This is a genomic window from Paraperibacillus esterisolvens (assembly GCF_046237625.1).
In the GTDB taxonomy this organism is placed as follows: Bacteria; Bacillota; Bacilli; order Bacillales; family DSM-1321; genus Paraperibacillus; species Paraperibacillus esterisolvens.
Map to the genome: position 1 here is coordinate 129530 of NZ_CP143545.1, position 22328 is coordinate 151857.

Annotated in this window: 38 protein-coding genes; all 38 read left to right on the forward strand. The window is 44.6% G+C overall.

Annotated elements, in window-relative coordinates; translation table 11 throughout:
- Nucleotides 1–4: 4 nt before the first annotated feature.
- Nucleotides 5–1192, forward strand: coding sequence for an elongation factor Tu (gene tuf, locus V1501_RS00660; protein ID WP_409290980.1), 1188 nt, complete (start codon nt 5–7; stop codon nt 1190–1192).
- Between the two features lie 885 nt (nt 1193–2077).
- The gene (gene rpsJ, locus V1501_RS00665; RefSeq protein WP_019244375.1) at nt 2078–2386 is read left to right on the forward strand and encodes a 30S ribosomal protein S10; all 309 of its coding nucleotides are present in this window, start codon (nt 2078–2080) and stop codon (nt 2384–2386) included.
- A gap of 36 nt (nt 2387–2422) precedes the next feature.
- Nucleotides 2423–3052 carry a 50S ribosomal protein L3 gene (gene rplC / locus V1501_RS00670; RefSeq protein ID WP_409290981.1) on the forward strand — a complete coding sequence of 210 codons (630 nt, stop codon included), beginning with the start codon at nt 2423–2425 and terminating at the stop codon, nt 3050–3052.
- Nucleotides 3053–3078: 26 nt separating this feature from the next.
- Nucleotides 3079–3702, forward strand: coding sequence for a 50S ribosomal protein L4 (gene rplD, locus V1501_RS00675; RefSeq protein ID WP_409290982.1), 624 nt, complete (start codon nt 3079–3081; stop codon nt 3700–3702).
- A complete protein-coding gene (gene rplW / locus V1501_RS00680) occupies nt 3702–3986 on the forward strand; it encodes a 50S ribosomal protein L23 (protein WP_409290983.1) in 285 nt (94 codons plus the stop codon). Before rplD ends, rplW begins: the two co-directional genes overlap by 1 nt.
- Nucleotides 3987–4011: 25 nt before the next feature.
- Nucleotides 4012–4842 (forward strand): 50S ribosomal protein L2, encoded by an 831-nt coding sequence (gene rplB, locus V1501_RS00685; protein ID WP_409290984.1) that lies wholly within the window; start codon nt 4012–4014, stop codon nt 4840–4842.
- A gap of 57 nt (nt 4843–4899) precedes the next feature.
- Nucleotides 4900–5178: a 30S ribosomal protein S19 gene (gene rpsS / locus V1501_RS00690; protein ID WP_101640215.1), complete on the forward strand. Its 279-nt coding sequence runs from the start codon at nt 4900–4902 to the stop codon at nt 5176–5178.
- Between the two features lie 17 nt (nt 5179–5195).
- Nucleotides 5196–5537 carry a 50S ribosomal protein L22 gene (rplV, locus tag V1501_RS00695; RefSeq protein WP_409290985.1) on the forward strand — a complete coding sequence of 114 codons (342 nt, stop codon included), beginning with the start codon at nt 5196–5198 and terminating at the stop codon, nt 5535–5537.
- 3 nt (nt 5538–5540) lie between these two features.
- Nucleotides 5541–6197, forward strand: coding sequence for a 30S ribosomal protein S3 (rpsC, locus tag V1501_RS00700; protein WP_409290986.1), 657 nt, complete (start codon nt 5541–5543; stop codon nt 6195–6197).
- 2 nt (nt 6198–6199) lie between these two features.
- Complete coding sequence (gene rplP / locus V1501_RS00705; RefSeq protein ID WP_409290987.1) at nt 6200–6634, forward strand: 50S ribosomal protein L16; 435 nt, start codon at nt 6200–6202, stop codon at nt 6632–6634.
- Nucleotides 6624–6824 carry a 50S ribosomal protein L29 gene (gene rpmC, locus V1501_RS00710; RefSeq protein WP_101640219.1) on the forward strand — a complete coding sequence of 67 codons (201 nt, stop codon included), beginning with the start codon at nt 6624–6626 and terminating at the stop codon, nt 6822–6824. Before rplP ends, rpmC begins: the two co-directional genes overlap by 11 nt.
- A 22-nt stretch (nt 6825–6846) precedes the next feature.
- On the forward strand, nt 6847–7110 hold the full coding sequence (gene rpsQ, locus V1501_RS00715; protein WP_101640220.1) for a 30S ribosomal protein S17: 264 nt from the start codon (nt 6847–6849) through the stop codon (nt 7108–7110).
- 44 nt (nt 7111–7154) lie between these two features.
- Nucleotides 7155–7523, forward strand: a complete 369-nt coding sequence (gene rplN, locus V1501_RS00720) for a 50S ribosomal protein L14 (protein ID WP_026693331.1) — start codon at nt 7155–7157, stop codon at nt 7521–7523.
- Between the two features lie 40 nt (nt 7524–7563).
- A complete protein-coding gene (gene rplX, locus V1501_RS00725) occupies nt 7564–7875 on the forward strand; it encodes a 50S ribosomal protein L24 (RefSeq protein ID WP_409290988.1) in 312 nt (103 codons plus the stop codon).
- Between the two features lie 26 nt (nt 7876–7901).
- On the forward strand, nt 7902–8441 hold the full coding sequence (gene rplE / locus V1501_RS00730) for a 50S ribosomal protein L5 (protein WP_409290989.1): 540 nt from the start codon (nt 7902–7904) through the stop codon (nt 8439–8441).
- 29 nt (nt 8442–8470) lie between these two features.
- Nucleotides 8471–8656 (forward strand): type Z 30S ribosomal protein S14, encoded by a 186-nt coding sequence (locus V1501_RS00735; RefSeq protein WP_026693334.1) that lies wholly within the window; start codon nt 8471–8473, stop codon nt 8654–8656.
- A gap of 31 nt (nt 8657–8687) precedes the next feature.
- Nucleotides 8688–9086, forward strand: coding sequence for a 30S ribosomal protein S8 (gene rpsH / locus V1501_RS00740; RefSeq protein WP_409290990.1), 399 nt, complete (start codon nt 8688–8690; stop codon nt 9084–9086).
- Between the two features lie 30 nt (nt 9087–9116).
- Nucleotides 9117–9656: a 50S ribosomal protein L6 gene (gene rplF / locus V1501_RS00745; protein ID WP_409290991.1), complete on the forward strand. Its 540-nt coding sequence runs from the start codon at nt 9117–9119 to the stop codon at nt 9654–9656.
- Between the two features lie 32 nt (nt 9657–9688).
- Nucleotides 9689–10051, forward strand: a complete 363-nt coding sequence (gene rplR / locus V1501_RS00750) for a 50S ribosomal protein L18 (RefSeq protein WP_409290992.1) — start codon at nt 9689–9691, stop codon at nt 10049–10051.
- Between the two features lie 23 nt (nt 10052–10074).
- Complete coding sequence (gene rpsE / locus V1501_RS00755) at nt 10075–10575, forward strand: 30S ribosomal protein S5 (protein ID WP_409290993.1); 501 nt, start codon at nt 10075–10077, stop codon at nt 10573–10575.
- A gap of 13 nt (nt 10576–10588) precedes the next feature.
- On the forward strand, nt 10589–10771 hold the full coding sequence (gene rpmD, locus V1501_RS00760) for a 50S ribosomal protein L30 (protein WP_101596716.1): 183 nt from the start codon (nt 10589–10591) through the stop codon (nt 10769–10771).
- A gap of 33 nt (nt 10772–10804) precedes the next feature.
- Nucleotides 10805–11245 (forward strand): 50S ribosomal protein L15, encoded by a 441-nt coding sequence (rplO, locus tag V1501_RS00765; RefSeq protein WP_409290994.1) that lies wholly within the window; start codon nt 10805–10807, stop codon nt 11243–11245.
- Nucleotides 11245–12537 (forward strand): preprotein translocase subunit SecY, encoded by a 1293-nt coding sequence (gene secY, locus V1501_RS00770; RefSeq protein ID WP_409290995.1) that lies wholly within the window; start codon nt 11245–11247, stop codon nt 12535–12537. The genes rplO and secY overlap by 1 nt, the downstream gene beginning before the upstream one ends.
- A 60-nt stretch (nt 12538–12597) precedes the next feature.
- On the forward strand, nt 12598–13248 hold the full coding sequence (locus V1501_RS00775; RefSeq protein WP_409290996.1) for an adenylate kinase: 651 nt from the start codon (nt 12598–12600) through the stop codon (nt 13246–13248).
- Nucleotides 13248–13994, forward strand: coding sequence for a type I methionyl aminopeptidase (gene map, locus V1501_RS00780; protein WP_409290997.1), 747 nt, complete (start codon nt 13248–13250; stop codon nt 13992–13994). Before V1501_RS00775 ends, map begins: the two co-directional genes overlap by 1 nt.
- Nucleotides 13995–14085: 91 nt before the next feature.
- Nucleotides 14086–14304 (forward strand): translation initiation factor IF-1, encoded by a 219-nt coding sequence (gene infA / locus V1501_RS00785; RefSeq protein WP_026693344.1) that lies wholly within the window; start codon nt 14086–14088, stop codon nt 14302–14304.
- Between the two features lie 37 nt (nt 14305–14341).
- Nucleotides 14342–14455 (forward strand): 50S ribosomal protein L36, encoded by a 114-nt coding sequence (gene rpmJ / locus V1501_RS00790; protein ID WP_003156543.1) that lies wholly within the window; start codon nt 14342–14344, stop codon nt 14453–14455.
- Nucleotides 14456–14475: 20 nt separating this feature from the next.
- The gene (gene rpsM, locus V1501_RS00795) at nt 14476–14841 is read left to right on the forward strand and encodes a 30S ribosomal protein S13 (protein WP_409290998.1); all 366 of its coding nucleotides are present in this window, start codon (nt 14476–14478) and stop codon (nt 14839–14841) included.
- Nucleotides 14842–14863: 22 nt separating this feature from the next.
- Nucleotides 14864–15253 carry a 30S ribosomal protein S11 gene (rpsK, locus tag V1501_RS00800; RefSeq protein WP_026693346.1) on the forward strand — a complete coding sequence of 130 codons (390 nt, stop codon included), beginning with the start codon at nt 14864–14866 and terminating at the stop codon, nt 15251–15253.
- Between the two features lie 173 nt (nt 15254–15426).
- The gene (locus tag V1501_RS00805; protein WP_409290999.1) at nt 15427–16371 is read left to right on the forward strand and encodes a DNA-directed RNA polymerase subunit alpha; all 945 of its coding nucleotides are present in this window, start codon (nt 15427–15429) and stop codon (nt 16369–16371) included.
- A gap of 70 nt (nt 16372–16441) precedes the next feature.
- Entirely contained in the window at nt 16442–16804 is a 363-nt protein-coding gene (rplQ, locus tag V1501_RS00810; RefSeq protein WP_409291000.1) for a 50S ribosomal protein L17, read from the forward strand.
- 356 nt (nt 16805–17160) lie between these two features.
- Entirely contained in the window at nt 17161–18000 is an 840-nt protein-coding gene (locus V1501_RS00815) for an energy-coupling factor ABC transporter ATP-binding protein (RefSeq protein WP_409291001.1), read from the forward strand.
- Nucleotides 17976–18845, forward strand: coding sequence for an energy-coupling factor ABC transporter ATP-binding protein (locus V1501_RS00820; RefSeq protein WP_409291002.1), 870 nt, complete (start codon nt 17976–17978; stop codon nt 18843–18845). The genes V1501_RS00815 and V1501_RS00820 overlap by 25 nt, the downstream gene beginning before the upstream one ends.
- Nucleotides 18842–19639: an energy-coupling factor transporter transmembrane component T family protein gene (locus tag V1501_RS00825; protein ID WP_409291003.1), complete on the forward strand. Its 798-nt coding sequence runs from the start codon at nt 18842–18844 to the stop codon at nt 19637–19639. Before V1501_RS00820 ends, V1501_RS00825 begins: the two co-directional genes overlap by 4 nt.
- A 12-nt stretch (nt 19640–19651) precedes the next feature.
- The gene (gene truA / locus V1501_RS00830) at nt 19652–20392 is read left to right on the forward strand and encodes a tRNA pseudouridine(38-40) synthase TruA (protein WP_409291004.1); all 741 of its coding nucleotides are present in this window, start codon (nt 19652–19654) and stop codon (nt 20390–20392) included.
- A gap of 211 nt (nt 20393–20603) precedes the next feature.
- Nucleotides 20604–21041, forward strand: coding sequence for a 50S ribosomal protein L13 (rplM, locus tag V1501_RS00835; RefSeq protein ID WP_409291005.1), 438 nt, complete (start codon nt 20604–20606; stop codon nt 21039–21041).
- Between the two features lie 18 nt (nt 21042–21059).
- Nucleotides 21060–21452, forward strand: coding sequence for a 30S ribosomal protein S9 (rpsI, locus tag V1501_RS00840; protein ID WP_409291006.1), 393 nt, complete (start codon nt 21060–21062; stop codon nt 21450–21452).
- Nucleotides 21453–21594: 142 nt separating this feature from the next.
- Nucleotides 21595–22152, forward strand: a complete 558-nt coding sequence (locus V1501_RS00845; protein ID WP_409291007.1) for a TVP38/TMEM64 family protein — start codon at nt 21595–21597, stop codon at nt 22150–22152.
- Nucleotides 22153–22328 lie beyond the last annotated feature (176 nt).

The window sequence follows — 22328 nt, forward strand, 5'->3', positions numbered from 1 at the left end:
CCTCATGGGAAAAGCTAAATTCGATCGTTCTAAGCCACACGTTAACATCGGTACAATCGGTCACGTTGACCATGGTAAAACTACTCTAACAGCTGCTATCACTTCTGTACTTGCAAAAGTTGGTGGAGCTGAAGCTCGTGCATACGATCAAATCGACGGTGCTCCAGAAGAAAGAGAACGTGGAATCACAATCTCTACTGCACACGTTGAGTACGAAACAGAAACTCGCCACTATGCACACGTTGACTGCCCAGGACACGCTGACTATGTTAAAAACATGATCACTGGTGCTGCTCAAATGGACGGCGGTATCCTGGTTGTTTCTGCTTCTGACGGCCCAATGCCACAAACTCGTGAGCACATCCTTCTTTCTCGTCAAGTAGGTGTTCCTTACCTTGTTGTATTCATGAACAAATGTGACATGGTTGATGACGAAGAACTGCTTGAACTAGTTGAAATGGAAATTCGTGACCTTCTTTCTGAATACGAATTCCCTGGCGATGACATTCCAGTAATCAAAGGTTCTGCTCTTAAAGCTCTTGAAGGAGAAGCAGAATGGGAAGAAAAAATCAACGAGCTTATGGCTGCAGTTGATGAGTACATCCCAACTCCAACTCGTGACACTGACAAGCCTTTCATGATGCCAGTTGAGGACGTGTTCTCAATCACTGGACGTGGAACAGTTGCTACAGGACGTGTTGAGCGTGGACAAGTTAAAGTTGGTGACACTGTTGAGATCATCGGTCTTGCTGAAGAGCCAAAATCAACTACTGTAACAGGTGTTGAAATGTTCCGTAAACTTCTTGACTATGCTGAAGCTGGCGACAACATCGGCGCACTTCTTCGTGGTGTAGCTCGTGAAGACATCCAGCGTGGACAAGTACTTGCTAAGCCAGGTACTATCAACCCACACACAAAGTTCAAAGCTGAAGTTTATGTTCTTTCTAAAGAAGAAGGTGGACGTCATACTCCATTCTTCACAAACTACCGTCCACAGTTCTACTTCCGTACAACTGATGTAACTGGTATCTGCAACCTTCCTGAAGGTGTAGAAATGGTTATGCCTGGCGACAACATCGAAATGACTGTTGAACTTATCGCTTCAGTTGCTATCGAAGAAGGTACTAAGTTCTCTATCCGTGAAGGCGGACGTACTGTAGGCGCTGGCGTAGTTGCTTCAATCCAAGAATAATTTGTAAAACTGGTTAACAAACCTGATATATAGGAAGGGACGCCTTCCGAAAAGAGCAGAGGGGACGCCCTCTGCTCTTTTTAATGTTCTTTTAAAAAAAGGTAAAAGATGTTGTTATCTAGTGAATACAGAGAAAAAATTATATTTATAAGCAAGAACCTGCAGCGGTAATTCACTTCTTCCTTAAACAACGATAATGTATATAAAAATAGCCTAAAATAAGTTTCGTGCTTAGATCAGTTATAGAGTAAATGTATTGTAAACCATGTTGACTTCCGGCCCTTCTGGTCATAAGTCGAGCTGTCTATGGGGAAACGATCATTCCAGCGACTCCTTTAAATTATCTTGGGTACTCTGAGACAACACAAGAAGAGCTGAGAGGTCCCTTTGCTGCAGTACAATTCAACAAAAAGGAAAAAGACCACCCAATTAACATAGGGTTGTCTTTTTTAGGTTCTGTATGAAGAATCCCGTTTATCTGCGGGGAGCATGATTGAACGATAATGCTGTGTGAGCCATCTTCGCAGCGATCGCATTGTTCACAGAAAACCTCTCAATTTCACATCCCAAAGCAATGGCTCCAGTGGAACTGAAGAACATGATATTGAAAATACTTACTATATAGTAGAACGATAGAAAAACCTGTTACCCTATTGAAAAAAGGTCTAAACGTATGTATAATAGAAAAAGTGTGCAACCCGTAGAAAAAGTTTATATAAGTATTGCTTATTCATTGGGTTATATGTATAATAGACAATGTTGGTCTTAGACCGCGATGATGTGAGAGGTTGCTGACACACCCGGCCGCTTTGCCATGGCGAGTGTGTGGGAAATTTTCACTGAGAACTGTCTATTTTAAAAATAGGCGAAAAGGAGGGAAAAGTAATGGCAAAACAAAAAATCCGTATCCGTTTGAAGGCGTATGATCACAGGATTCTTGATCAATCTGCTGAGAAAATTGTTGAAACTGCTAAGCGCTCTGGAGCTGCTGTATCTGGGCCGATTCCATTGCCAACCGAAAGATCTGTATACACAATCCTTCGTGCAGTTCATAAGTACAAAGATTCTCGTGAGCAATTCGAGATGCGTACACACAAGCGTCTAATCGACATCGTCAATCCAACTCCACAAACAGTTGATTCATTGATGCGTTTAGATCTGCCGTCAGGCGTTGACATCGAAATCAAACTTTAATCATAAAAAATTATAATTTTACAGGAGGTGTGACTAATGACCAAAGGAATCTTAGGTAGAAAAATTGGTATGACGCAAGTATTCGCTGAAAACGGTGAGCTTATCCCTGTAACTGTTGTTGAAGCCGCTCCAAACGTAGTGCTTCAAGTAAAATCAGTTGAAGGTGAAGGCTATGAGGCTGTTCAATTAGGCTTTGAAGATAAGCGTGAAAAGCTTTCTAACAAACCTGAAAAAGGCCACACAAGCAAAGCGAAAACTGCTCCTAAGCGCTTCGTTCGCGAATTCCGCGAAGTTAACCTCGGTGAGTATGAGGTTGGTCAGGAAGTCCAAGTTAATATTTTCGCAGAAGGCGATCTAGTTGATGTAACAGGTGTTTCAAAAGGGAAAGGTTTCCAGGGTGCTATCAAGCGTCACGGACAATCTAGAGGACCTATGGCCCACGGTTCCCGTTATCACCGTCGTCCTGGTTCAATGGGACCAGTTGCTCCAAACCGTGTATTCAAAGGCAAATTGCTTCCTGGACGCATGGGCGGAGAGCAGATCACTGTTCAAAACCTGCAAATCGTACGTGTAGATGCTGACCGTAACCTTCTATTAATTAAAGGTAACGTACCTGGAGCAAGAAAAGCTCTTTTGAAAATAAAAAGTGCGGTAAAAGCAAAATAATTATTTAAGAAAGGAGGAGCATTGGAATGGCACAAGTAACACTTTTTAAGCAAGACGGTTCACAAGCTGGAAACATCGAGCTTAATGATTCCGTGTTCGGTATTGAACCAAATAACGCTGTACTTTTCGAAGCAATCGTGATGCAGCGTGCATCATTACGTCAAGGTAACCACAAAGTAAAAGGTCGTTCTGAAGTATCAGGCGGCGGACGCAAACCATGGAAGCAAAAAGGAACTGGACGCGCGCGTCAAGGTTCTATCCGTTCTCCACAGTGGCGCGGCGGCGGTATCGTCTTCGGTCCTACACCAAGATCATACAGCTACAAGATGCCTAAGAAAATGCGTCGTCTAGCAATTAAATCTGCTCTATCTGCAAAGCTTGCAGAAGAGAACATCCTGGTGCTTGAAAACCTAGCGTTTGATGCACCGAAAACAAAAGACTTCTCAGCAGTACTTAAAGGACTATCTGTTGATACTAAAGCTCTTATCGTTACTGACGGCTTGAACGAAAACGTAGCACTTTCTGCTCGTAATCTTCCAGGAGTAACTGTAGTAGAAGCTGATGGACTAAACGTATTAGACGTTGTAGGCCACAACAAATTGATCCTTACCAAAGCTGCTGTTGAAAAAGTAGAGGAGGTGCTTGCATAATGGATGCTCGCGATATCATTAAGCGCCCCGTAATCACTGAAGCTTCATCTGATATTATGGCTGATAAGAAATACACTTTCGAAGTTGATGTAAGAGCTAATAAAACTCAAGTTAAAGACGCTGTACAGCAAATCTTTGACGTCCAAGTTGAAAAAGTGAACATCATGAACTACAAAGGTAAATTCAAGCGTATGGGCCGTTATGCCGGCTATACGAACAAACGCCGTAAAGCAATCGTAACACTAACTGCTGACAGCAAAGAAATCGAATTCTTCGAAGCTTAATTCATAAAAAAAGGAGGGAATAATTATGGCGATTAAAAAGTACAAACCTACCTCCAATGGTCGTCGCGGAATGACTACTTCTGATTTTGCTGAAATCACTACAAGCACTCCAGAAAAATCATTGCTTGCACCTTTACACAGAAAAGGTGGCCGTAACAACCAGGGTAAGTTAACTGTTCGTCATCAAGGTGGCGGCCATAAGCGTCAATACCGTATCATCGACTTCAAACGTGATAAAGATGGTATACCAGGACGCGTTGCTACTATTGAGTATGATCCAAACAGATCAGCAAACATTGCACTAATTAACTATGTGGATGGAGAAAAACGTTACATCCTTGCTCCTAAAAACCTTCAAGTAGGTATGGAGATCATGTCAGGCCCTGAGGCAGACATTAAGACAGGTAACGCACTTCCACTTATCAACATCCCTGTGGGTACAGTTATCCACAACATCGAGCTTAAACCAGGTAAGGGCGGACAATTAGTACGTTCAGCTGGTACTTCTGCACAGGTTCTTGGTAAAGAAGGCCGCTATGTTCTAGTTCGTTTGAACTCAGGTGAAGTACGTATGGTTCTTGCAACCTGCCGCGCATCAATCGGCCAAGTGGGCAATGAGCAGCACGAACTTATCAACATCGGTAAAGCAGGACGTTCACGCTGGTTAGGCAAGCGCCCGACTGTTCGTGGTTCTGTAATGAACCCAGTAGATCACCCGCACGGTGGTGGTGAAGGACGCGCTCCTATCGGACGTAAATCACCAATGACTCCTTGGGGCAAGCCGGCTCTTGGTCTTAAAACTCGTAAGAAAAAGAACAAGTCTGATAAATTCATCGTACGTCGTCGTAAAAAATAACGGGATTGCTCTACGGTTCGCTTGGACCGTAGTGACATCGCGAAGGGAGGCACACTCATGGGTCGCAGTTTGAAAAAAGGACCTTTTGTTGATGATCATTTGATTAACAAGGTTGAAAAAATGAACGATGCTGAGAAGAAGCAAGTAATTAAAACTTGGTCTCGCCGTTCAACAATCTTCCCGCAATTCATTGGACACACAATAGCTGTTTACGATGGTCGTAAACACGTACCGGTCTATGTAACTGAAGACATGGTCGGCCACAAGCTTGGTGAATTCGCACCAACTCGCAGCTACAAAGGCCATGGTAATGATGATAAGAAAACAAGACGTTAATGAGAGGAGGGCATCTCATGCAAGCTAAAGCTGTTGCTAATACAGTCCGCATTGCCCCTCGTAAAGTCCGTTTAGTCGTTGACTTGATCAGAGGCAAGCAAATCGGTGAAGCGGTAGCGATTCTTCGCCACACTCCAAAAGCCGCTTCTCCAGTCGTAGAAAAAGTTCTGAAATCTGCTGTTGCAAATGCAGAACATAACTACGAAATGGACATTAATAACCTGGTTGTTTCAGAAGCTTATGTGAATGAAGGACCAACAATGAAACGTTTCCGTCCTCGTGCAATGGGTCGTGCGAGTGCAATCAACAAACGTACTAGTCATATTACTATCGTTCTATCAGAAAAGAAGGAGGGATAAACTGTGGGTCAAAAAGTAAATCCAGTCGGTTTGCGTATCGGGATCATCCGTGATTGGGAATCCAAGTGGTACGCTGATAAAGACTACGCAGATCTTTTACACGAAGACATCAAAGTCCGCGAATATATCATGAATCGCCTAAAAGATGCTTCTGTATCTAAAGTAGAAATCGAACGTGCTGCAAACCGCATCAACATTTCTGTCCACACTGCTAAACCTGGTATGGTTATCGGTAAAGGTGGTACTGAAGTTGAAGCATTGCGTAAAGCTCTTAACCAGCTTACAGGCAAACGCGTTCACATCAACATCATTGAAATCAAAAGAGCAGATCTTGATGCTAAGCTAGTAGCTGAAAACATCGCTCGTCAATTAGAAAACCGTGTATCTTTCCGACGCGCTCAGAAACAATCAATCCAGCGTACTATGCGTTCTGGTGCACAAGGTATCAAAACAATGGTATCCGGCCGTCTTGGTGGCGCAGATATCGCTCGTTCTGAACACTATAGTGAAGGTACAGTTCCACTTCACACGCTTCGTGCTGATATCGACTATGCTACTGCTGAAGCTGACACTACTTACGGTAAGCTTGGTGTGAAAGTATGGATCTATCGTGGAGAGGTTCTTCCTACTAAGAAGAAATCCGAGGAAGGAGGAAAATAATCATGTTATTGCCTAAACGCGTAAAATATCGTCGTGAACACCGCGGTAAGATGAGAGGCCGTGCTAAAGGCGGTACAGAAGTTCATTTTGGTGAATTCGGTCTTCAGGCACAAGATGCTTCTTGGATCACTAACCGCCAAATCGAAGCTGCTCGTATTGCGATGACTCGTTACATGAAGCGTGGAGGTAAAGTTTGGATTAAGATTTTCCCAAGCAAACCTTACACTGCTAAACCTCTTGAAGTCCGAATGGGTTCCGGTAAAGGTGCTCCTGAAGGATGGGTGGCTGTTGTGAAACCTGGTAAAGTAATGTTCGAAATTTCCGGTGTTTCTGAAGAAGTAGCGCGTGAAGCTCTTCGTCTTGCAGCTCACAAACTTCCAGTAAAATGCAAGTTTGTTAAACGAGAAGAAATTGGTGGTGAATCAAATGAAAGCTAATGAAATTCGTGACCTTACCACTGCCGAAATTGAACAAAAGGTAAAATCTTTAAAAGAAGAATTATTTAACCTTCGTTTCCAGCTAGCCACTGGACAATTAGAAAACCCAGCACGCATCCGTGAAGTGCGCAAATCGATCGCTCGTATGAAAACCGTTGTACGTCAAAGAGAGATCTCTGCTAACAATTGATTATTGAGAGGAGGTTTATGGAATGAGTGAACGCAATCAGCGTAAAGTCTATACTGGTCGTGTAGTATCTGACAAGATGGACAAAACCGTCACTGTTCTTGTAGAAACCTATAAAAAACATTCTCTATACGGCAAGCGCGTGAAATATTCTAAAAAGTTTAAAGCGCATGATGAGCAAAACGAAGCAAAAGCTGGCGATATCGTAAGAATCATGGAAACTCGCCCACTTTCTGCTACTAAACGCTTCCGTCTTGTAGAAGTTGTAGAAAAAGCTGTTATCATATAATATAAATGTTCGGATCGACGTAATTCCGAAGGGAGGTTTCGTACATGATTCAACAAGAATCACGTTTAAAAGTAGCTGACAACTCCGGTGCACGTGAAGTGCTCACAATTAAAGTTCTTGGCGGTTCAGGCCGTAAGACTGCTAATATCGGTGATGTTATCGTCTGCACAGTAAAACAAGCAACACCAGGTGGCGTTGTTAAAAAAGGCGATGTAGTTAAAGCCGTTGTTGTTCGTACAAAGAGCGGTATGCGCCGTCCTGATGGTTCTTACATCCGTTTTGATGAAAACGCATGTGTAATTATCCGTGACGACAAGGGCCCTCGTGGTACTCGTATCTTTGGACCTGTTGCACGCGAACTTCGCGACAACAACTTCATGAAGATCGTTTCACTGGCTCCAGAAGTTCTGTAATGATAAATCGTAAAATGCCTTTCAAGGAGGTGCGAATCTCATGCATGTAAAAAAAGGTGATAAAGTCGTTGTCATCTCTGGCAAGGACAAAGGAAAGCAAGGAGTCATCCTCGAAGCTTTTCCTAAAAAAGACCGTGTACTTGTTGAAGGTGTGAACATTGTTAAAAAACATTCAAAACCTTCTCAAGCCAACCCGCAAGGCGGCATCAACAACCAGGAAGCTGCCATTCACGTTTCTAACGTCATGCTTCTAGACCCTAAGACTGGGACTCCTACTCGCGTAGGTACAAAAGATGTTGACGGCAAGAAAGTACGTGTTGCTAAAAAATCTGGCGAAACTTTAGATAAATAAGTTAAAGAAGAAGGGAGGTACTTTAAATGAACCGCCTAAAGGAAAAATTCCAACAAGAAATTACTCCTGCTCTAGTGAGCAAGTTTAACTATAACTCTGTTATGGAAACTCCAAAGATTGAAAAGATCGTAATCAACATGGGTGTCGGTGATGCAGTATCAAACGCTAAAGCATTAGACACTGCTGTAGAAGAGCTGGCAATAATCACTGGTCAAAAGCCGCTGGTTACAAAAGCTAAAAAATCTATCGCAGGCTTCCGTCTTCGTGAAGGTATGCCTATCGGCGCAAAAGTAACACTTCGCGGCGAGCGTATGTATGAATTCCTAGACAAATTAATCTCTGTATCTTTACCACGTGTACGTGACTTCCGCGGTATTTCTAAGAAAGCATTCGACGGACGCGGCAACTACACTCTAGGTGTTAAAGAACAATTAATCTTCCCTGAAATTGACTATGATAAAGTGAGCAAGGTTCGCGGTATGGACATCGTTATCGTAACGACTGCCAAAACTGACGAAGAAGCTCGTGAACTACTTACTCAGTTCGGAATGCCATTCCAAAAGTAAGATAATCGCTAAATAAGGGAGGCGAAAACGTGGCTAAAAAATCAATGATCTTGAAACAAAAAGCAGGCGCTAAATTCAAGGTACAGGAATACACTCGCTGCGAGCGCTGCGGGCGTCCACATTCTGTATACCGTAAATTTAAACTTTGCCGTATTTGTTTCCGTGAACTTGCTTATAAAGGACAAATTCCTGGCGTTAAAAAAGCTAGCTGGTAATACCCGATATTGGGAAGGAGGTAAATAAACAATGGTCATGACAGATCCAATTGCAGATTTGCTTACTCGCATCCGTAATGCGAATATGGTTCGTCACGAAAAATTAGAAGTTCCAGCTTCAAAGATCAAGAGAGAAATCGCTGAAATCTTAAAGCGTGAAGGCTTCGTACGTGACGTTGAATTTATCGAAGATAACAAACAAGGTATCATCCGTATATTCTTAAAGTATGGTGCCAACAACGAGCGTGTAATCACTGGATTGAAACGTATCAGCAAGCCTGGTCTACGTGTATATGCTAAATCAACTGATGTACCACGTGTACTTAACGGTTTAGGTATCGCTCTAGTTTCTACATCACAAGGCGTTGTAACTGACAAAGAAGCTCGCGCTAAGCAAATTGGCGGAGAAGTACTAGCATACGTTTGGTAATAGATCTTTACACGAATGGAGGTGCACTAAATGTCACGCATAGGTAAAAAAATAATTGAAATCCCTGCTGGCGTAACGATTACTGTCGCTGAAGGCAACAACGTAACTGTTAAAGGCCCAAAAGGTGAATTGACTCGCGCTTTTAACCCGCAGTTATCAATTAACATAGAAGATAATGTTCTAACTGTATCCCGTCCATCAGAAGAAAAGACGATCCGCGCTCTGCACGGAACAACACGCGCGCTTATTTCTAACATGGTTGAGGGTGTATCACAAGGATTCCAGAAGAACCTTGAACTAATTGGGGTTGGTTACCGTGCTCAGAAGCAAGGCAACAAGCTTGTTCTGAACGTTGGTTACTCACACCCGGTTGAATTCGAACCTGAACAAGGCATCGAAATCGAAGTTCCTGCTAACACAAGGATTTCTGTAAAAGGTATCAGCAAGGAACGTGTAGGCGCTTTGGCAGCAAACATCCGTGATGTTCGTCCGCCTGAGCCTTACAAAGGAAAAGGTATCCGCTACGAAGGTGAATTCGTTCGCCGTAAAGAAGGTAAAACAGGTAAGTAATGCCGCGTAGGTAAACGAAAGGAGTGACCTAAATGATTACGAAGCTTGATAAAAACGCAACCCGTAAGAAAAGACATGCACGCGTACGTGCTAAACTTTCTGGTACTGAAGCCCGTCCTCGTCTAAATGTGTATCGTTCAAACAAACACATTTATGCACAGCTGGTTGACGATCTTTCAGGCGTAACTCTTGCAAGTGCTTCTACTTTAGATAAAGACTTAGGCCTAGAGTCAACGAGCAACCTTGAAGCTGCTCAAAAGGTTGGCGAATTAGTTGCTAAGCGTGCTGTTGAAAAAGGTTACAGCTCTGTTGTATTTGACCGCGGAGGATACCTTTACCACGGACGTGTTAAGGCACTAGCCGATGCTGCCCGCGAAAACGGACTGCAATTTTAATCAAAAAAGGAGGGACATATCAGATGCGTCGCATTGATCCAAATAAACTTGAACTTGAAGAACGCGTTGTTACGGTTAACCGCGTAGCTAAGGTTGTTAAAGGTGGACGTCGTTTCCGTTTCACAGCTCTAGTAGTTGTCGGGGACAAAAACGGACATGTTGGATTTGGTACTGGTAAAGCTCAAGAGGTTCCAGATGCTATCCGTAAAGCAATCGAAGATGCAAAGAAAAACCTAATCACTGTGCCAATGGTCGGTACTACTATACCTCATGAAGTTAACGGACACTTTGGTGCTGGACATATTCTTTTGAAGCCAGCTTCTGAAGGTACTGGTGTAATCGCCGGCGGTCCAGTTCGTGCTGTACTAGAACTTGCTGGTGTAAGTGATATCCTGTCTAAATCTCTTGGTTCAAACACACCAATCAACATGGTGCGTGCAACTATCGACGGACTAACCCAATTAAAACGTGCTGAAGACGTAGCTAAGTTACGTGGAAAATCAGTAGAAGAACTGTTAGGATAAGGAGGGAATTCGAATGGCAAACAAATTAGAAATTACCCTCACTCGCAGCTTGATTGGCCGCCCTGAAGATCAACGCGTGACAGTAAATACGCTTGGGTTACGCAAAATGCATCAAACTGTTGTTCATGATGATAACCCTGCGATTCGCGGTATGATTAACAAAGTTGCTCATCTTGTTACTGTAAAAGAACAATAAAAAATATTTCTCACTTAACAAGGAGGTGCCAACATGAAACTTCATGAGTTAAAACCTGCAGAAGGTTCCCGTAAGGAACGTAACCGTGTAGGACGCGGTATCGGTTCTGGTAACGGTAAAACAGCCGGTAAAGGTCACAAAGGTCAAAACGCCCGTTCAGGCGGTGGTGTACGTCTAGGCTTCGAAGGTGGTCAAACTCCACTTTTCCGTCGTTTGCCTAAACGTGGATTCACTAACGTAAACCGTAAGGAATACGCAGTCGTTAACCTTGAAACTTTAAACCGCTTTGAAGACGGTACAGAAGTTACTCCAGAACTTCTTATCGAAACAGGCGTTGTAAGTAAAGAAAGATCTGGAATTAAGATTCTTGCAAAAGGTAATGTAGAGAAAAAGCTTACTGTAAAAGCTCATAAATTCTCCTCTGCTGCTAAAGAAGCTATCGAAGCTGCCGGCGGTAAAACTGAGGTGATTTAATGTTTCGCACATTCTCCAATTTTATGCGCGTGGGTGATATAAGAAAAAAAATCCTATTCACCCTTTTAATGTTGATTGTTTTTAGAATTGGTGCGTACATTCCAGTTCCAAACGTAAACGCAGATGTACTTAAGGCCCAGGATCAGATGAATGTCTTTGGGATCTTAAACACATTCGGCGGCGGTGCACTGCAGCAATTTTCCATCCTTGCGATGGGCATCATGCCTTACATCACAGCATCTATCATTATCCAGCTGCTGCAGATGGACGTCATTCCGAAGTTTACCGAATGGTCCAAACAAGGAGAGGCTGGCAGACGTAAATTAGCTCAGTTTACCCGCTATGGAACCATCGTTCTTGGATTCATCCAGGCGATTGGGATGTCATACGGATTCAATAACATGTCAAACGGTTTATTGATCGAGAACCCTGGTATCGGGACATATCTTTTGATTGCTACCGTCCTTACAGCTGGTACTGCTTTCCTTTTGTGGTTAGGAGAGCTTATTACCTCCAAGGGAGTGGGTAATGGAATTTCCATTATTATCTTCGCTGGTATTGCTGCAGGGATTCCTAATACAGCCAATCAAATTTATGCCCAGCAGATTGAGAATGCTGGAGATCAGTTATTCCTGCGTATCGTCACAATCATTCTGATCCTTATTGCGGTCATTGCCATTATCGTTGGAGTCATCTTCATCCAGCAGGCATTGCGCAAAATCCCGATCCAATACGCCAAGCGTGTTGCTGGCCGTAATCCAGTAGGCGGACAATCAACGCATTTACCTCTTAAGGTGAATTCCGCAGGGGTTATACCTGTAATCTTTGCAGTATCATTCCTAATTACCCCGCCTACGATTGCTTCGTTCTTTGGAACCAATGATGTTACTTCTTGGATTCAAAACAAGTTTACGTATACTCATCCAATTGGAGCTGCGGTCTATGTAGCACTTATCATTGCCTTCGCTTATTTCTATGCTTTCATCCAGGTTAATCCTGAACAGGTGGCTGACAATCTGAAAAAGCAAGGCGGATATGTACCAGGCATACGTCCTGGCAAAAACACTCAAGACTACTTATCAAGAGTACTGAGCCGGTTAACGTTTGTTGGTTCAATATTCTTGGCGCTGATAGCAATACTGCCGGTTGTTTTCATTTCGATTGCAAACCTTCCGCAGTCTGCTCAAATTGGAGGAACCAGCCTGCTGATCGTGATAGGGGTTGCCCTTGAAACGATGAAACAGCTGGAGGCTCAATTAGTGAAACGACATTACAAAGGCTTTATCAAATAAAAGGTTTTGGGAACGATCGTTCCCATAAACCTATTATAGAGTTTGAGGGGGGAACCTAAGTTGAACCTAGTATTAATGGGGCTTCCGGGCGCCGGTAAAGGTACTCAAGCCGAAAGAATCGTAGAAAAATACGATATCCCTCATATCTCTACAGGAGATATGTTTCGCGCGGCCATCAAAGGCCAGACGGAACTTGGTTTAAAGGCAAAATCGTACATGGACAAAGGAGAACTAGTTCCAGATGAAGTGACCATCGGGATTGTCCGTGAAAGATTAAGTGAAAGTGACTGCAAGAAAGGCTTCCTGCTCGACGGCTTTCCGCGTACAGTGGCACAGGCTGAAGCGCTTGAAGGCATACTTGCTGAACTTGACCGCCAGCTTCATTATGTTATCAATATCGACGTGGATAAAAGCATACTGATGGATCGCTTGACAGGCCGGCGCATCTGCAAGGCTTGTGGAGCTACTTACCATCTCGTATTTAATCCCCCTGCAACCGAGGGAGTATGCGACCGCTGCGGCGGAGAGCTGTATCAGCGGGCTGACGATAATCAAGAAACTGTTCAGACTAGACTGGAAGTCAACCTTAAGCAGACACAGCCGCTTCTGGACTTCTATGAAAACAAAGGATACCTTCGAAACATTAACGGGCAGCAGGATATTGACGAAGTCTTTGCAGACATTCAAGTACTGCTTGGGGGCTTGCAATAATGATCATCTGTAAAACCCCTCGCGAACTGGAAATAATGCGAGAAGCAGGACGCATCGTTGCCTTGACTCATCAAGAATTAAAGAAATTTATTCAACCAGGAATAACTACGAAAGAGCTGGATCAAATTGCTGAGAAGTTCATACGCAAACATGATGCAATTCCTTCATTTAAAGGTTATAATGGTTTTCGCGGAAGTATTTGTGCTTCTGTGAATGATGAACTGGTTCATGGTATACCGGGGGACCGGATCCTTGTGGAAGGCGATATAATCAGCATTGATATCGGTGCTGAATATAACGGCTATCATGGAGATTCTGCCTGGACATATCCAGTTGGCAATATTGATGAAGAAACGCAGCGACTCTTGGATGTTACCGAAGAGTCATTATATAGAGGATTGAAAGAAGCAATGCCAGGCGTGCGCCTTTCAAACATCTCCCATGCTATTCAGACCTATGTTGAAGAGAATCAATTCTCCATTGTACGAGAGTATGTTGGACATGGAATCGGTCAAGACTTACATGAGGACCCGCAAATCCCTCATTATGGTCCGCCAAACAAAGGTCCTCGCTTAAAGCCTGGTATGGTAATCTGTATCGAACCAATGGTGAATGCCGGAAGCCGTTACGTCAAAACGCTCGCCGACGAGTGGACTGTCGTGACAGTTGATAAAAGCATGTGTGCTCACTTTGAACACACCATCGCCATCACAGAAACAGGCTATGAGATCTTAACCAAGCTTTAAGAGCAGATGAGACACGCTGGCACCGGACTTTCCATGCTGCAATTGTTCATATAAATTCAGGCTGTAGGTGAAAGAAGGGAGAAGATTTATAATGGCGAAAGACGATGTAATTGAAATTGAGGGTAAAGTAACAGAAACTTTGCCAAACGCTATGTTTAAGGTAGAATTAGAAAATGGTCATACTGTTTTAGCTCATGTTTCCGGTAAAATTCGTATGCACTTTATTCGCATTTTGCCAGGTGATAAAGTAACAGTTGAGCTTTCACCGTATGATTTAACTCGCGGCAGAATCACTTACCGATTCAAATAATCTGGTTCTCTCCGATCTATATAAGGAGGTTAAATCAATGAAAGTCAGACCATCTGTAAAGCCGATCTGCGAAAAGTGTAAAGTTATCCGCAGAAAAGGTAAAGTCATGGTTATTTGCGAAAACCCTAAGCATAAACAAAAACAAGGCTAATTTGAAGGAGGTGCACATACATGGCACGTATTTCTGGTGTAGACGTTCCACGTGACAAACGTATTGTCATTTCATTAACATATATTTTCGGTATTGGAAAACCAACTGCTCAAAAAATCCTTGCTGATGCAGGAGTTTCTGAAGATACTCGCGTACGCGATCTAACTGAGGATGAGCTAAACAAAATCCGTGATATCATCGACAGCTTAAAGGTAGAAGGTGACCTTCGCCGTGAGATTTCATTGAACATCAAACGTTTGATGGAAATCGGAAGCTACCGTGGTATCCGTCACCGTCGCGGCTTGCCTGTTCGCGGACAAAACACTAAAAACAATGCTCGTACACGTAAAGGTCCTAAACGTACTGTAGCTAACAAGAAGAAATAATTAAGTAAAGGAGGGTACATTCATGGCACGTAAAACGAATACGCGTAAACGTCGTGTAAAAAAGAATATCGAAACTGGTATTGCACATATTCGTTCAACTTTTAACAATACAATCGTAACTATCACTGACAGCCAAGGCAACGCCATTTCATGGTCAAGCGCAGGTGCATTAGGATTTAAGGGATCCCGTAAATCCACTCCTTTCGCGGCTCAGATGGCAGCTGAAACTGCGGCTAAAACTTCTATGGAACATGGTCTTAAAACTCTTGAAGTAACTGTTAAAGGACCTGGAGCAGGCCGTGAAGCTGCAATTCGTGCACTTCAAGCTGCTGGTCTAGAAGTTACAGCCATCAAGGACGTTACTCCAGTTCCGCATAACGGATGCCGTCCACCAAAACGTCGCCGTGTTTAATTTTTCTGTATAGAAATTGTATCCTTGTCTATACTGGGATATGATAGGTATAATGCGTTCAATACAGAAGATTAATTCAGTTGTTCGCGCACAATCGGGAATGTTAACTGGGGAATTTCGGTTAGCTTACACTCTAGCCGGGGTTTCGACGTTTTGAAGGAGGGTTTATTTAAATGATCGAAATAGAAAAACCAAAAATCGAAACGGTTGAAATCAACGATGACGCCAAGTACGGTAAGTTCGTCGTCGAGCCACTTGAGCGTGGGTATGGTACAACACTGGGTAACTCCTTACGTCGTATTCTATTATCCTCACTCCCAGGTGCCGCTGTAACATCTATTCAGATAGATGGAGTACTGCATGAGTTCTCAACAATTGAAGGCGTAGTGGAAGATGTTACTTCCATCATTCTTAATGTGAAGAAGCTGGCTTTAAAGATCTATTCAGATGAAGAAAAAACGCTTGAAATTGATGTGCCGGCAGAAGGTCCTGTGACGGCAGCAGACATTACACATGATAGCGACGTGGAAATCTTAAATCCGGATCTGCATATTGCCACTATTGGCAAGAACGGGCATCTCCGTATGAGGCTTACAGCCAAAAGAGGACGCGGCTATACACCTGCTGTCCAGAACAAAAGAGAAGATCAGCCAATCGGCGTTATTCCGATCGACTCAATCTACACTCCGGTATCACGTGTGTCCTACCAGATAGAAAATACACGTGTTGGACAAATGACAAACTTCGATAAGCTAACGTTTGATGTCTGGACTGATGGAAGCAACGGTCCTAAAGAGGCGATAGCACTTGGAGCCAAGATTTTAACAGAGCATTTGAACATCTTTGTCGGTCTGACTGACGAAGCTCAAAATGCTGAAATCATGGTGGAAAAGGAAGAAGATCAAAAGGAAAAAGTTCTTGAGATGACTATCGAGGAACTGGATCTTTCTGTTCGTTCTTACAACTGTTTAAAACGTGCTGGAATCAATACCGTTCAAGAGCTTGCTCATAAGACGGAAGAAGATATGATGAAAGTGCGCAATCTAGGACGCAAATCACTTGAAGAAGTGAAAGCGAAATTAGAGGAACTAGGCTTAGGGCTTAGAAAAGACGACTGATTTCACAATCCGGCCTTTCTTTGACCAGGTTTAAATAGATGATAACTTCAATAAAGGAGGGAATACTACAATGGGTTACAGAAAGTTAGGACGCACTAGCTCTCAACGTAAAGCTCTACTTCGTGATTTAGCGACTGACCTAATCGTAAGTGAGCGTATTGAAACAACAGAAGCTAAAGCTAAAGAACTACGTTCTGTTGTTGAAAAAATGATCACTTTAGGTAAGCGCGGGGACTTGCATGCACGCCGTCAAGCTGCAGCATTCATCCGTAACGAAGTGGCTAACGCTGAAACAGGCCAAGATGCCCTTCAGAAATTATTCGCTGACATCGCTCCACGTTATGAAGAGCGCCAAGGTGGATACACTCGTATCATGAAGGTTGGACCACGCCGCGGTGATGGTGCACCAATGGTAATTATCGAGTTAGTTTAATAGCATTTTATAAAAGGGCGGGACAGTTCCAAACTAACGTGTCCTTCGCCCTTTTTTCTTAATATGCTCCTGTTTTTTGGATTTATGTAATTGCAATACGCTAATAGAGTGTTACGATGACCTATGCCATAGTCTTGGCTTGGCCCGTCTAGCTCTGGCACCCCTCCAGCTTTCAGGGACCTGAAAGTGTATGCGGTCTTATTGCTAAATAGGATTCTTTAAGCTGTTCTTAATCTGCCGGGTAAAAGCTATGCTTTTCCTGTGGAAGGGGTGCAGCGTTTTTTTATATACTTTTTTAGGGACGGGCTATAAGAGCATAGCAGTCGGATGAGACGAGAGGAGAGAGGAGAGAGAGAATGAGTGATGCCCTGGTACAGATAGAAAACATAACGTTCAGATATGACGAACAGGAAAAAAATGCGGTTGATTCTGTATCCTTTGAGATAAAAAGGGGAGAATGGCTCGCGATAGTCGGACATAATGGCTCTGGCAAATCAACACTTGCCAAGCTTTTGAATGGACTTCTTTTTCCCGGGGGCGGGAGCATTTCCGTACAGGGGAAGCAATTAAGTGAAGAAACAATCTGGGATGTGCGCAAGGAAATCGGCATGGTGTTTCAAAATCCTGATAACCAGTTTGTAGGAACGACGGTTCAGGATGATGTGGCTTTTGGTTTAGAAAACGCCGGGATCCCGAGAGATGAAATGGTTGCCCGTGTCCACGATGCCCTGAATAGAGTCAAGATGGACGCTTTTCTCAATCAAGAGCCGCACCATCTGTCAGGCGGCCAGAAGCAGCGTGTGGCCATTGCCGGGGTGCTTGCTTTGAGGCCGAGCATTATTATCCTGGACGAGTCTACTTCCATGCTTGATCCAAAAGGCAGGCAGGAAGTGCTTGATACGGTCAGGGAGCTGATGAGTGAACGTGGCGTAACGGTCCTGTCCATCACCCATGACCTTGAAGAGGCAGCCAGGGCTGACCGGATCATCGTGATGAATCAGGGTTCGATTTACAGGGAAGGAACCCCTGAAGAAATCTTTCAGCTGGAGGAGGAGCTTATAGCCCTGGGGCTTGATATCCCCTTTTCCGTGAAGCTGAGTTCGCTCCTCGGCAAGCGGGGAATCCCGCTCGAAGGAACGCATCTTACAGAAGAGAAGCTGGTGAACGATTTATGCAGATTAATCTCAAACAAGTAGAGCATCGATATCAGAAGGGGACGCCTTTTGAAAGGCTTGCCCTGCATGATGTGAACATTCATATAGAAGAAGGGCAGTATGTGGCCGTAATCGGCCATACCGGGTCAGGCAAATCCACCCTGCTGCAGCATCTGAATGGCTTGTTAAAGCCAACAGGCGGTTCTGTAGGGCTCGGAGAATACTCGATCACTCCAGATAAGAAGGAAAAAAACCTGCGTGCCTTACGTAAAAAGGTGGGAATCGTTTTTCAATTTCCGGAGCATCAGCTTTTCGAGGAAACGGTTCTTAAGGATATCTGCTTTGGACCCATCAATTTCGGGACTCCGGAGGAAGAAGCCATCCGCCTTGCCAGGGAGGCAGCGCGCATGACAGGGCTTCCCGATGAAATCCTGGAAAAGTCTCCATTTGACCTTTCAGGCGGCCAGATGAGAAGAGTGGCCATTGCCGGCATCCTTGCCATGAAGCCTGAGGTGCTTGTGCTTGATGAGCCGACAGCAGGTCTTGATCCGAGGGGACGCCAGGAGATTATGGACCTTTTCTATAAAATTCACAAGGAAGAGAATATATCTACGATTCTGGTGACACACAGTATGGAGGATGCGGCTAGGTATGCGGATGAGATCATCATCATGCATCAGGGGACTGTACAGGGGACCGGCACGCCGCGGGAGATCTTTTCGAGCAGTGAAGGCCTCGTTGAGCTCGGGCTTGATGTACCGAGCACCGTACGCCTTCAGCTGGCTGTCGAAAAACAGTGCGGAAGGAAGCTGGGAAAGATCTGCCTGTCTGTCGAGGAACTCGCCGAACAAATTGAGCTGTTAGTTATGAGGGGTGAAGGCTCATGATGGATAAAATGATTTTCGGACGTTATATACCCGCAGAATCAATCATGCACCGCATGGATCCGCGCTCAAAGCTGATTGCCGTCTTTTTGTTTGTGTGTATTGTATTCCTGGCAAATAATATTCTGACGTATGTGCTGCTCGCCATATTCACCATTTCAGCCGTGAAGGCATCAGGCATACCTGCCAAGTTCCTGATCACAGGACTCAGGCCGGTTTTGTATCTGATTGTTTTCACATTCTTCCTCCATTTGTTTTTTACCAGGGAAGGGGAGCTGTTATTTAAATGGAGCTTCATTGAAATCTATGAGAACGGCCTGAGGCAGGGGATCTTCATTTCACTGCGATTTGCCTTCTTGATATTGATCACCTCCATATTGACGCTCACAACCACGCCTATTTCGATCACAGATGGTCTGGAAACGCTCTTTAATCCACTGAAAAAGTGGAAGATGCCGGTCCATGAGCTGGCCCTGATGCTGTCCATCTCCCTGCGTTTCATCCCGACGCTCATGGAGGAAACAGATAAGATCATGAAGGCGCAGGCTGCCAGGGGAACAGAATTCACGAGCGGGCCTGTCAGCAGCAGAATCAAAGCCATCGTGCCGCTGCTGATTCCCTTATTTGTCAGCTCGTTTAAAAGGGCCGAGGAGCTGGCAATTGCCATGGAATCCAGGGGATACCGCGGCGGAGAGGGAAGGACGAAGTACCGCCAGCTGAGCTGGCAGCTAAAAGATACCCTCCTTCTTGCTGTCCTTGCCGTACTGACGGCAGCCCTGGCGTTACTAAGAAGCTGATGGAGTATGGATATGCAGAGATATAAATGTACAGTTGCCTATGACGGTACCCTGTTCGCAGGCTATCAGGTGCAGCCTGATAAAAGGACGGTCCAGAGTGAAATGGAGAGGGTGCTTCAAAAACTCCATAAAGGACAATCTATCAAAATATCGGCCTCTGGCAGGACGGATGCAGGTGTCCATGCAAGGGGACAGGTGATCCACTTCGACTCGCCGCTCTCCATGCCGCCGAAAAACTGGCTGAAGGCGCTGAATTCCAATCTGCCTGGAGACATCTCGGTTCTTAAGGTAGAGGAGGCAGCACCAGGCTTCCATGCTCGGTTTGATGCGGCAGGCAAAGAATACCGGTATGTTGTTTCCCTTGGGCATGTCAAAGATCCATTCAGGCGCCATTACGCCTATCAGCCGCTCGCCCTCTTTGACCTTGAAGCCATGAGGGAAGCCTGCCTCTATATAACAGGCACCCATGACTTCACCAGTTTCTGCTCAGCCAAGACAGAAGTGGAAGACAAGGTGAGGACCATTACGTATGCAGGTATAGATGAGAAGGACGGCGAACTCATTTTCCGCTATGTGGGAAGCGGCTTCCTTTATAATATGGTGCGGATATTGACAGGGACAATCCTTGAAGTGGGCAGGGGCAAGAGAGCCCCTGCCGAGCTTGTGGGCATACTGGAAAAACGGGACAGGAGCTGTGCAGGCAAGACGGCGCCTGGTCATGGATTATATTTGTGGGAAGTTTTTTATCAATAATTTTTTCCAGAGATTGCAGGTGGGAGCCAAACCCAGATATTGCAAGGGATAAGCACCTGCTATGACAACTAATCCTGGTGTAACATTTTCTTGACATTGGGTTTGAAAAATTATATCATATCATAGGTATGATATTTAAACCCCACGTTAAGCCCCGGAAGACTTACGTGATTGAAATAAATATAACCAACGAAACAATAGGAGGATAACCATGCGCACGACATTTATGGCAAAAGCAAATGAAATTGAACGTAAATGGTTCGTTATCGACGCTGAAGGTAAAACTTTAGGACGTCTTGCAAGTGAAGTAGCAGCTATCTTGCGTGGAAAAAACAAACCAGTATTTACACCAAACGTTGACACTGGTGATCATGTAATCATCGTCAACGCTTCTAAAGTAGGACTAACAGGCAAAAAGCTTACTGACAAAATCTACTACCGTCACAGCATGCACCCAGGCGGACTTAAGCAAAGGACTGCCCTTGAAATGCGTACAAACTACGCTGAGAAAATGATCGAGCTTGCTGTTAAAGGCATGCTTCCGAAAAACTCTCTTGGCCGTCAAATTTTCAAAAAATTACACGTATACGCTGGCAGCGAGCATCCACACCAAGCTCAACAGCCTGAAGTGTACGAACTACGCGGATAATTTAAGGAGGATATTATAATGGCACAGGTACAATATTATGGCACTGGTCGTCGTAAGAGCTCCGTTGCACGTGTACGTTTAGTACCAGGCGACGGAAGCATCGTAATCAACGGCCGTGATATCAATGATTACATTCCATTCGAAGCTCTACGCGAGGTTGTTAAGCAGCCTCTTAACAATACTGAAACTGTAGGAAGCTACAACGTTCTTGTATCAGTTAAAGGCGGCGGCTACACTGGCCAAGCCGGAGCAATCCGTCACGGTATCTCCCGTGCATTGCTGCAAGCTGATCCAGAATTCCGCGGATCCCTTAAATCTGCTGGACTTCTTACTCGTGACGCACGTATGAAAGAACGTAAAAAATACGGTCTTAAAGGCGCTCGTCGTGCACCTCAGTTCTCAAAGCGTTAATTTTCGCTTTTACAAGGCTCCCAAGCTGTCCGCTTGGGGCTTTTTTTATGTCCGGATAATGAATTCAGCTAAGAGATAGTGAGCAGGCATACAAGCGAGAGACAAAAGGACAGCAGGAAGAACGGGAAGGAGCAAAAGAAACATGCAGGAATTCGTAATTGACACGCTGACCGAATACCGGGACATTGCGCTGCTGCTCAGCATCGGAATCAATATAATGATCAGCATCCTCGGAGTTGTGCCAAGTGTGTTTTTGACGGCGGCCAACTTAGCGGTATTCGGTTTTTGGGAAGGCACGGCGGTATCATTCGCTGGGGAAGCAGCAGGTGCGGTGATTTCCTTCTTTCTTTACCGGAAAGGGTTTCGGAGGCTTGCAGACCTGAAAGGATTTTCACATCCCAGAGTGAAGCGGCTCCTGTCGGCTCGGGGCAGTGAGACATTTCTGCTCATCCTGGCTCTTCGGCTTTTGCCTTTTGTTCCGTCAGGCATTGTCACCTTCATGGCGGCAATCGGGAAAACATCATGGGGAATCTTCGCGGCTGCCAGCTCGCTTGGGAAGGTTCCGGCCATTCTGATCGAGGCATATTCCGTATATCAGCTCATCCACTGGACGTGGGAGGGGAAAGTGATATCCAGCCTGGCTGCGGCTTTATTCCTGGTATGGGCCCTTAAGAAGCTGAAGGCGCGGACCAAGCTATGAGTCGGCCAGCCCTGGGCTTTTTCTAGTATCCCCAGCATGAAGGGAAGCTTTCACGCAAATAATTCCCATGCCTCATTTTCGACATTAGAAGAATGTACTCCCCTCGCCGGCAGAAACTAAAAGCATTATCATCTGCGATTCATATTTCAGGAGCAGCATGATAGTGAATTTTCAGC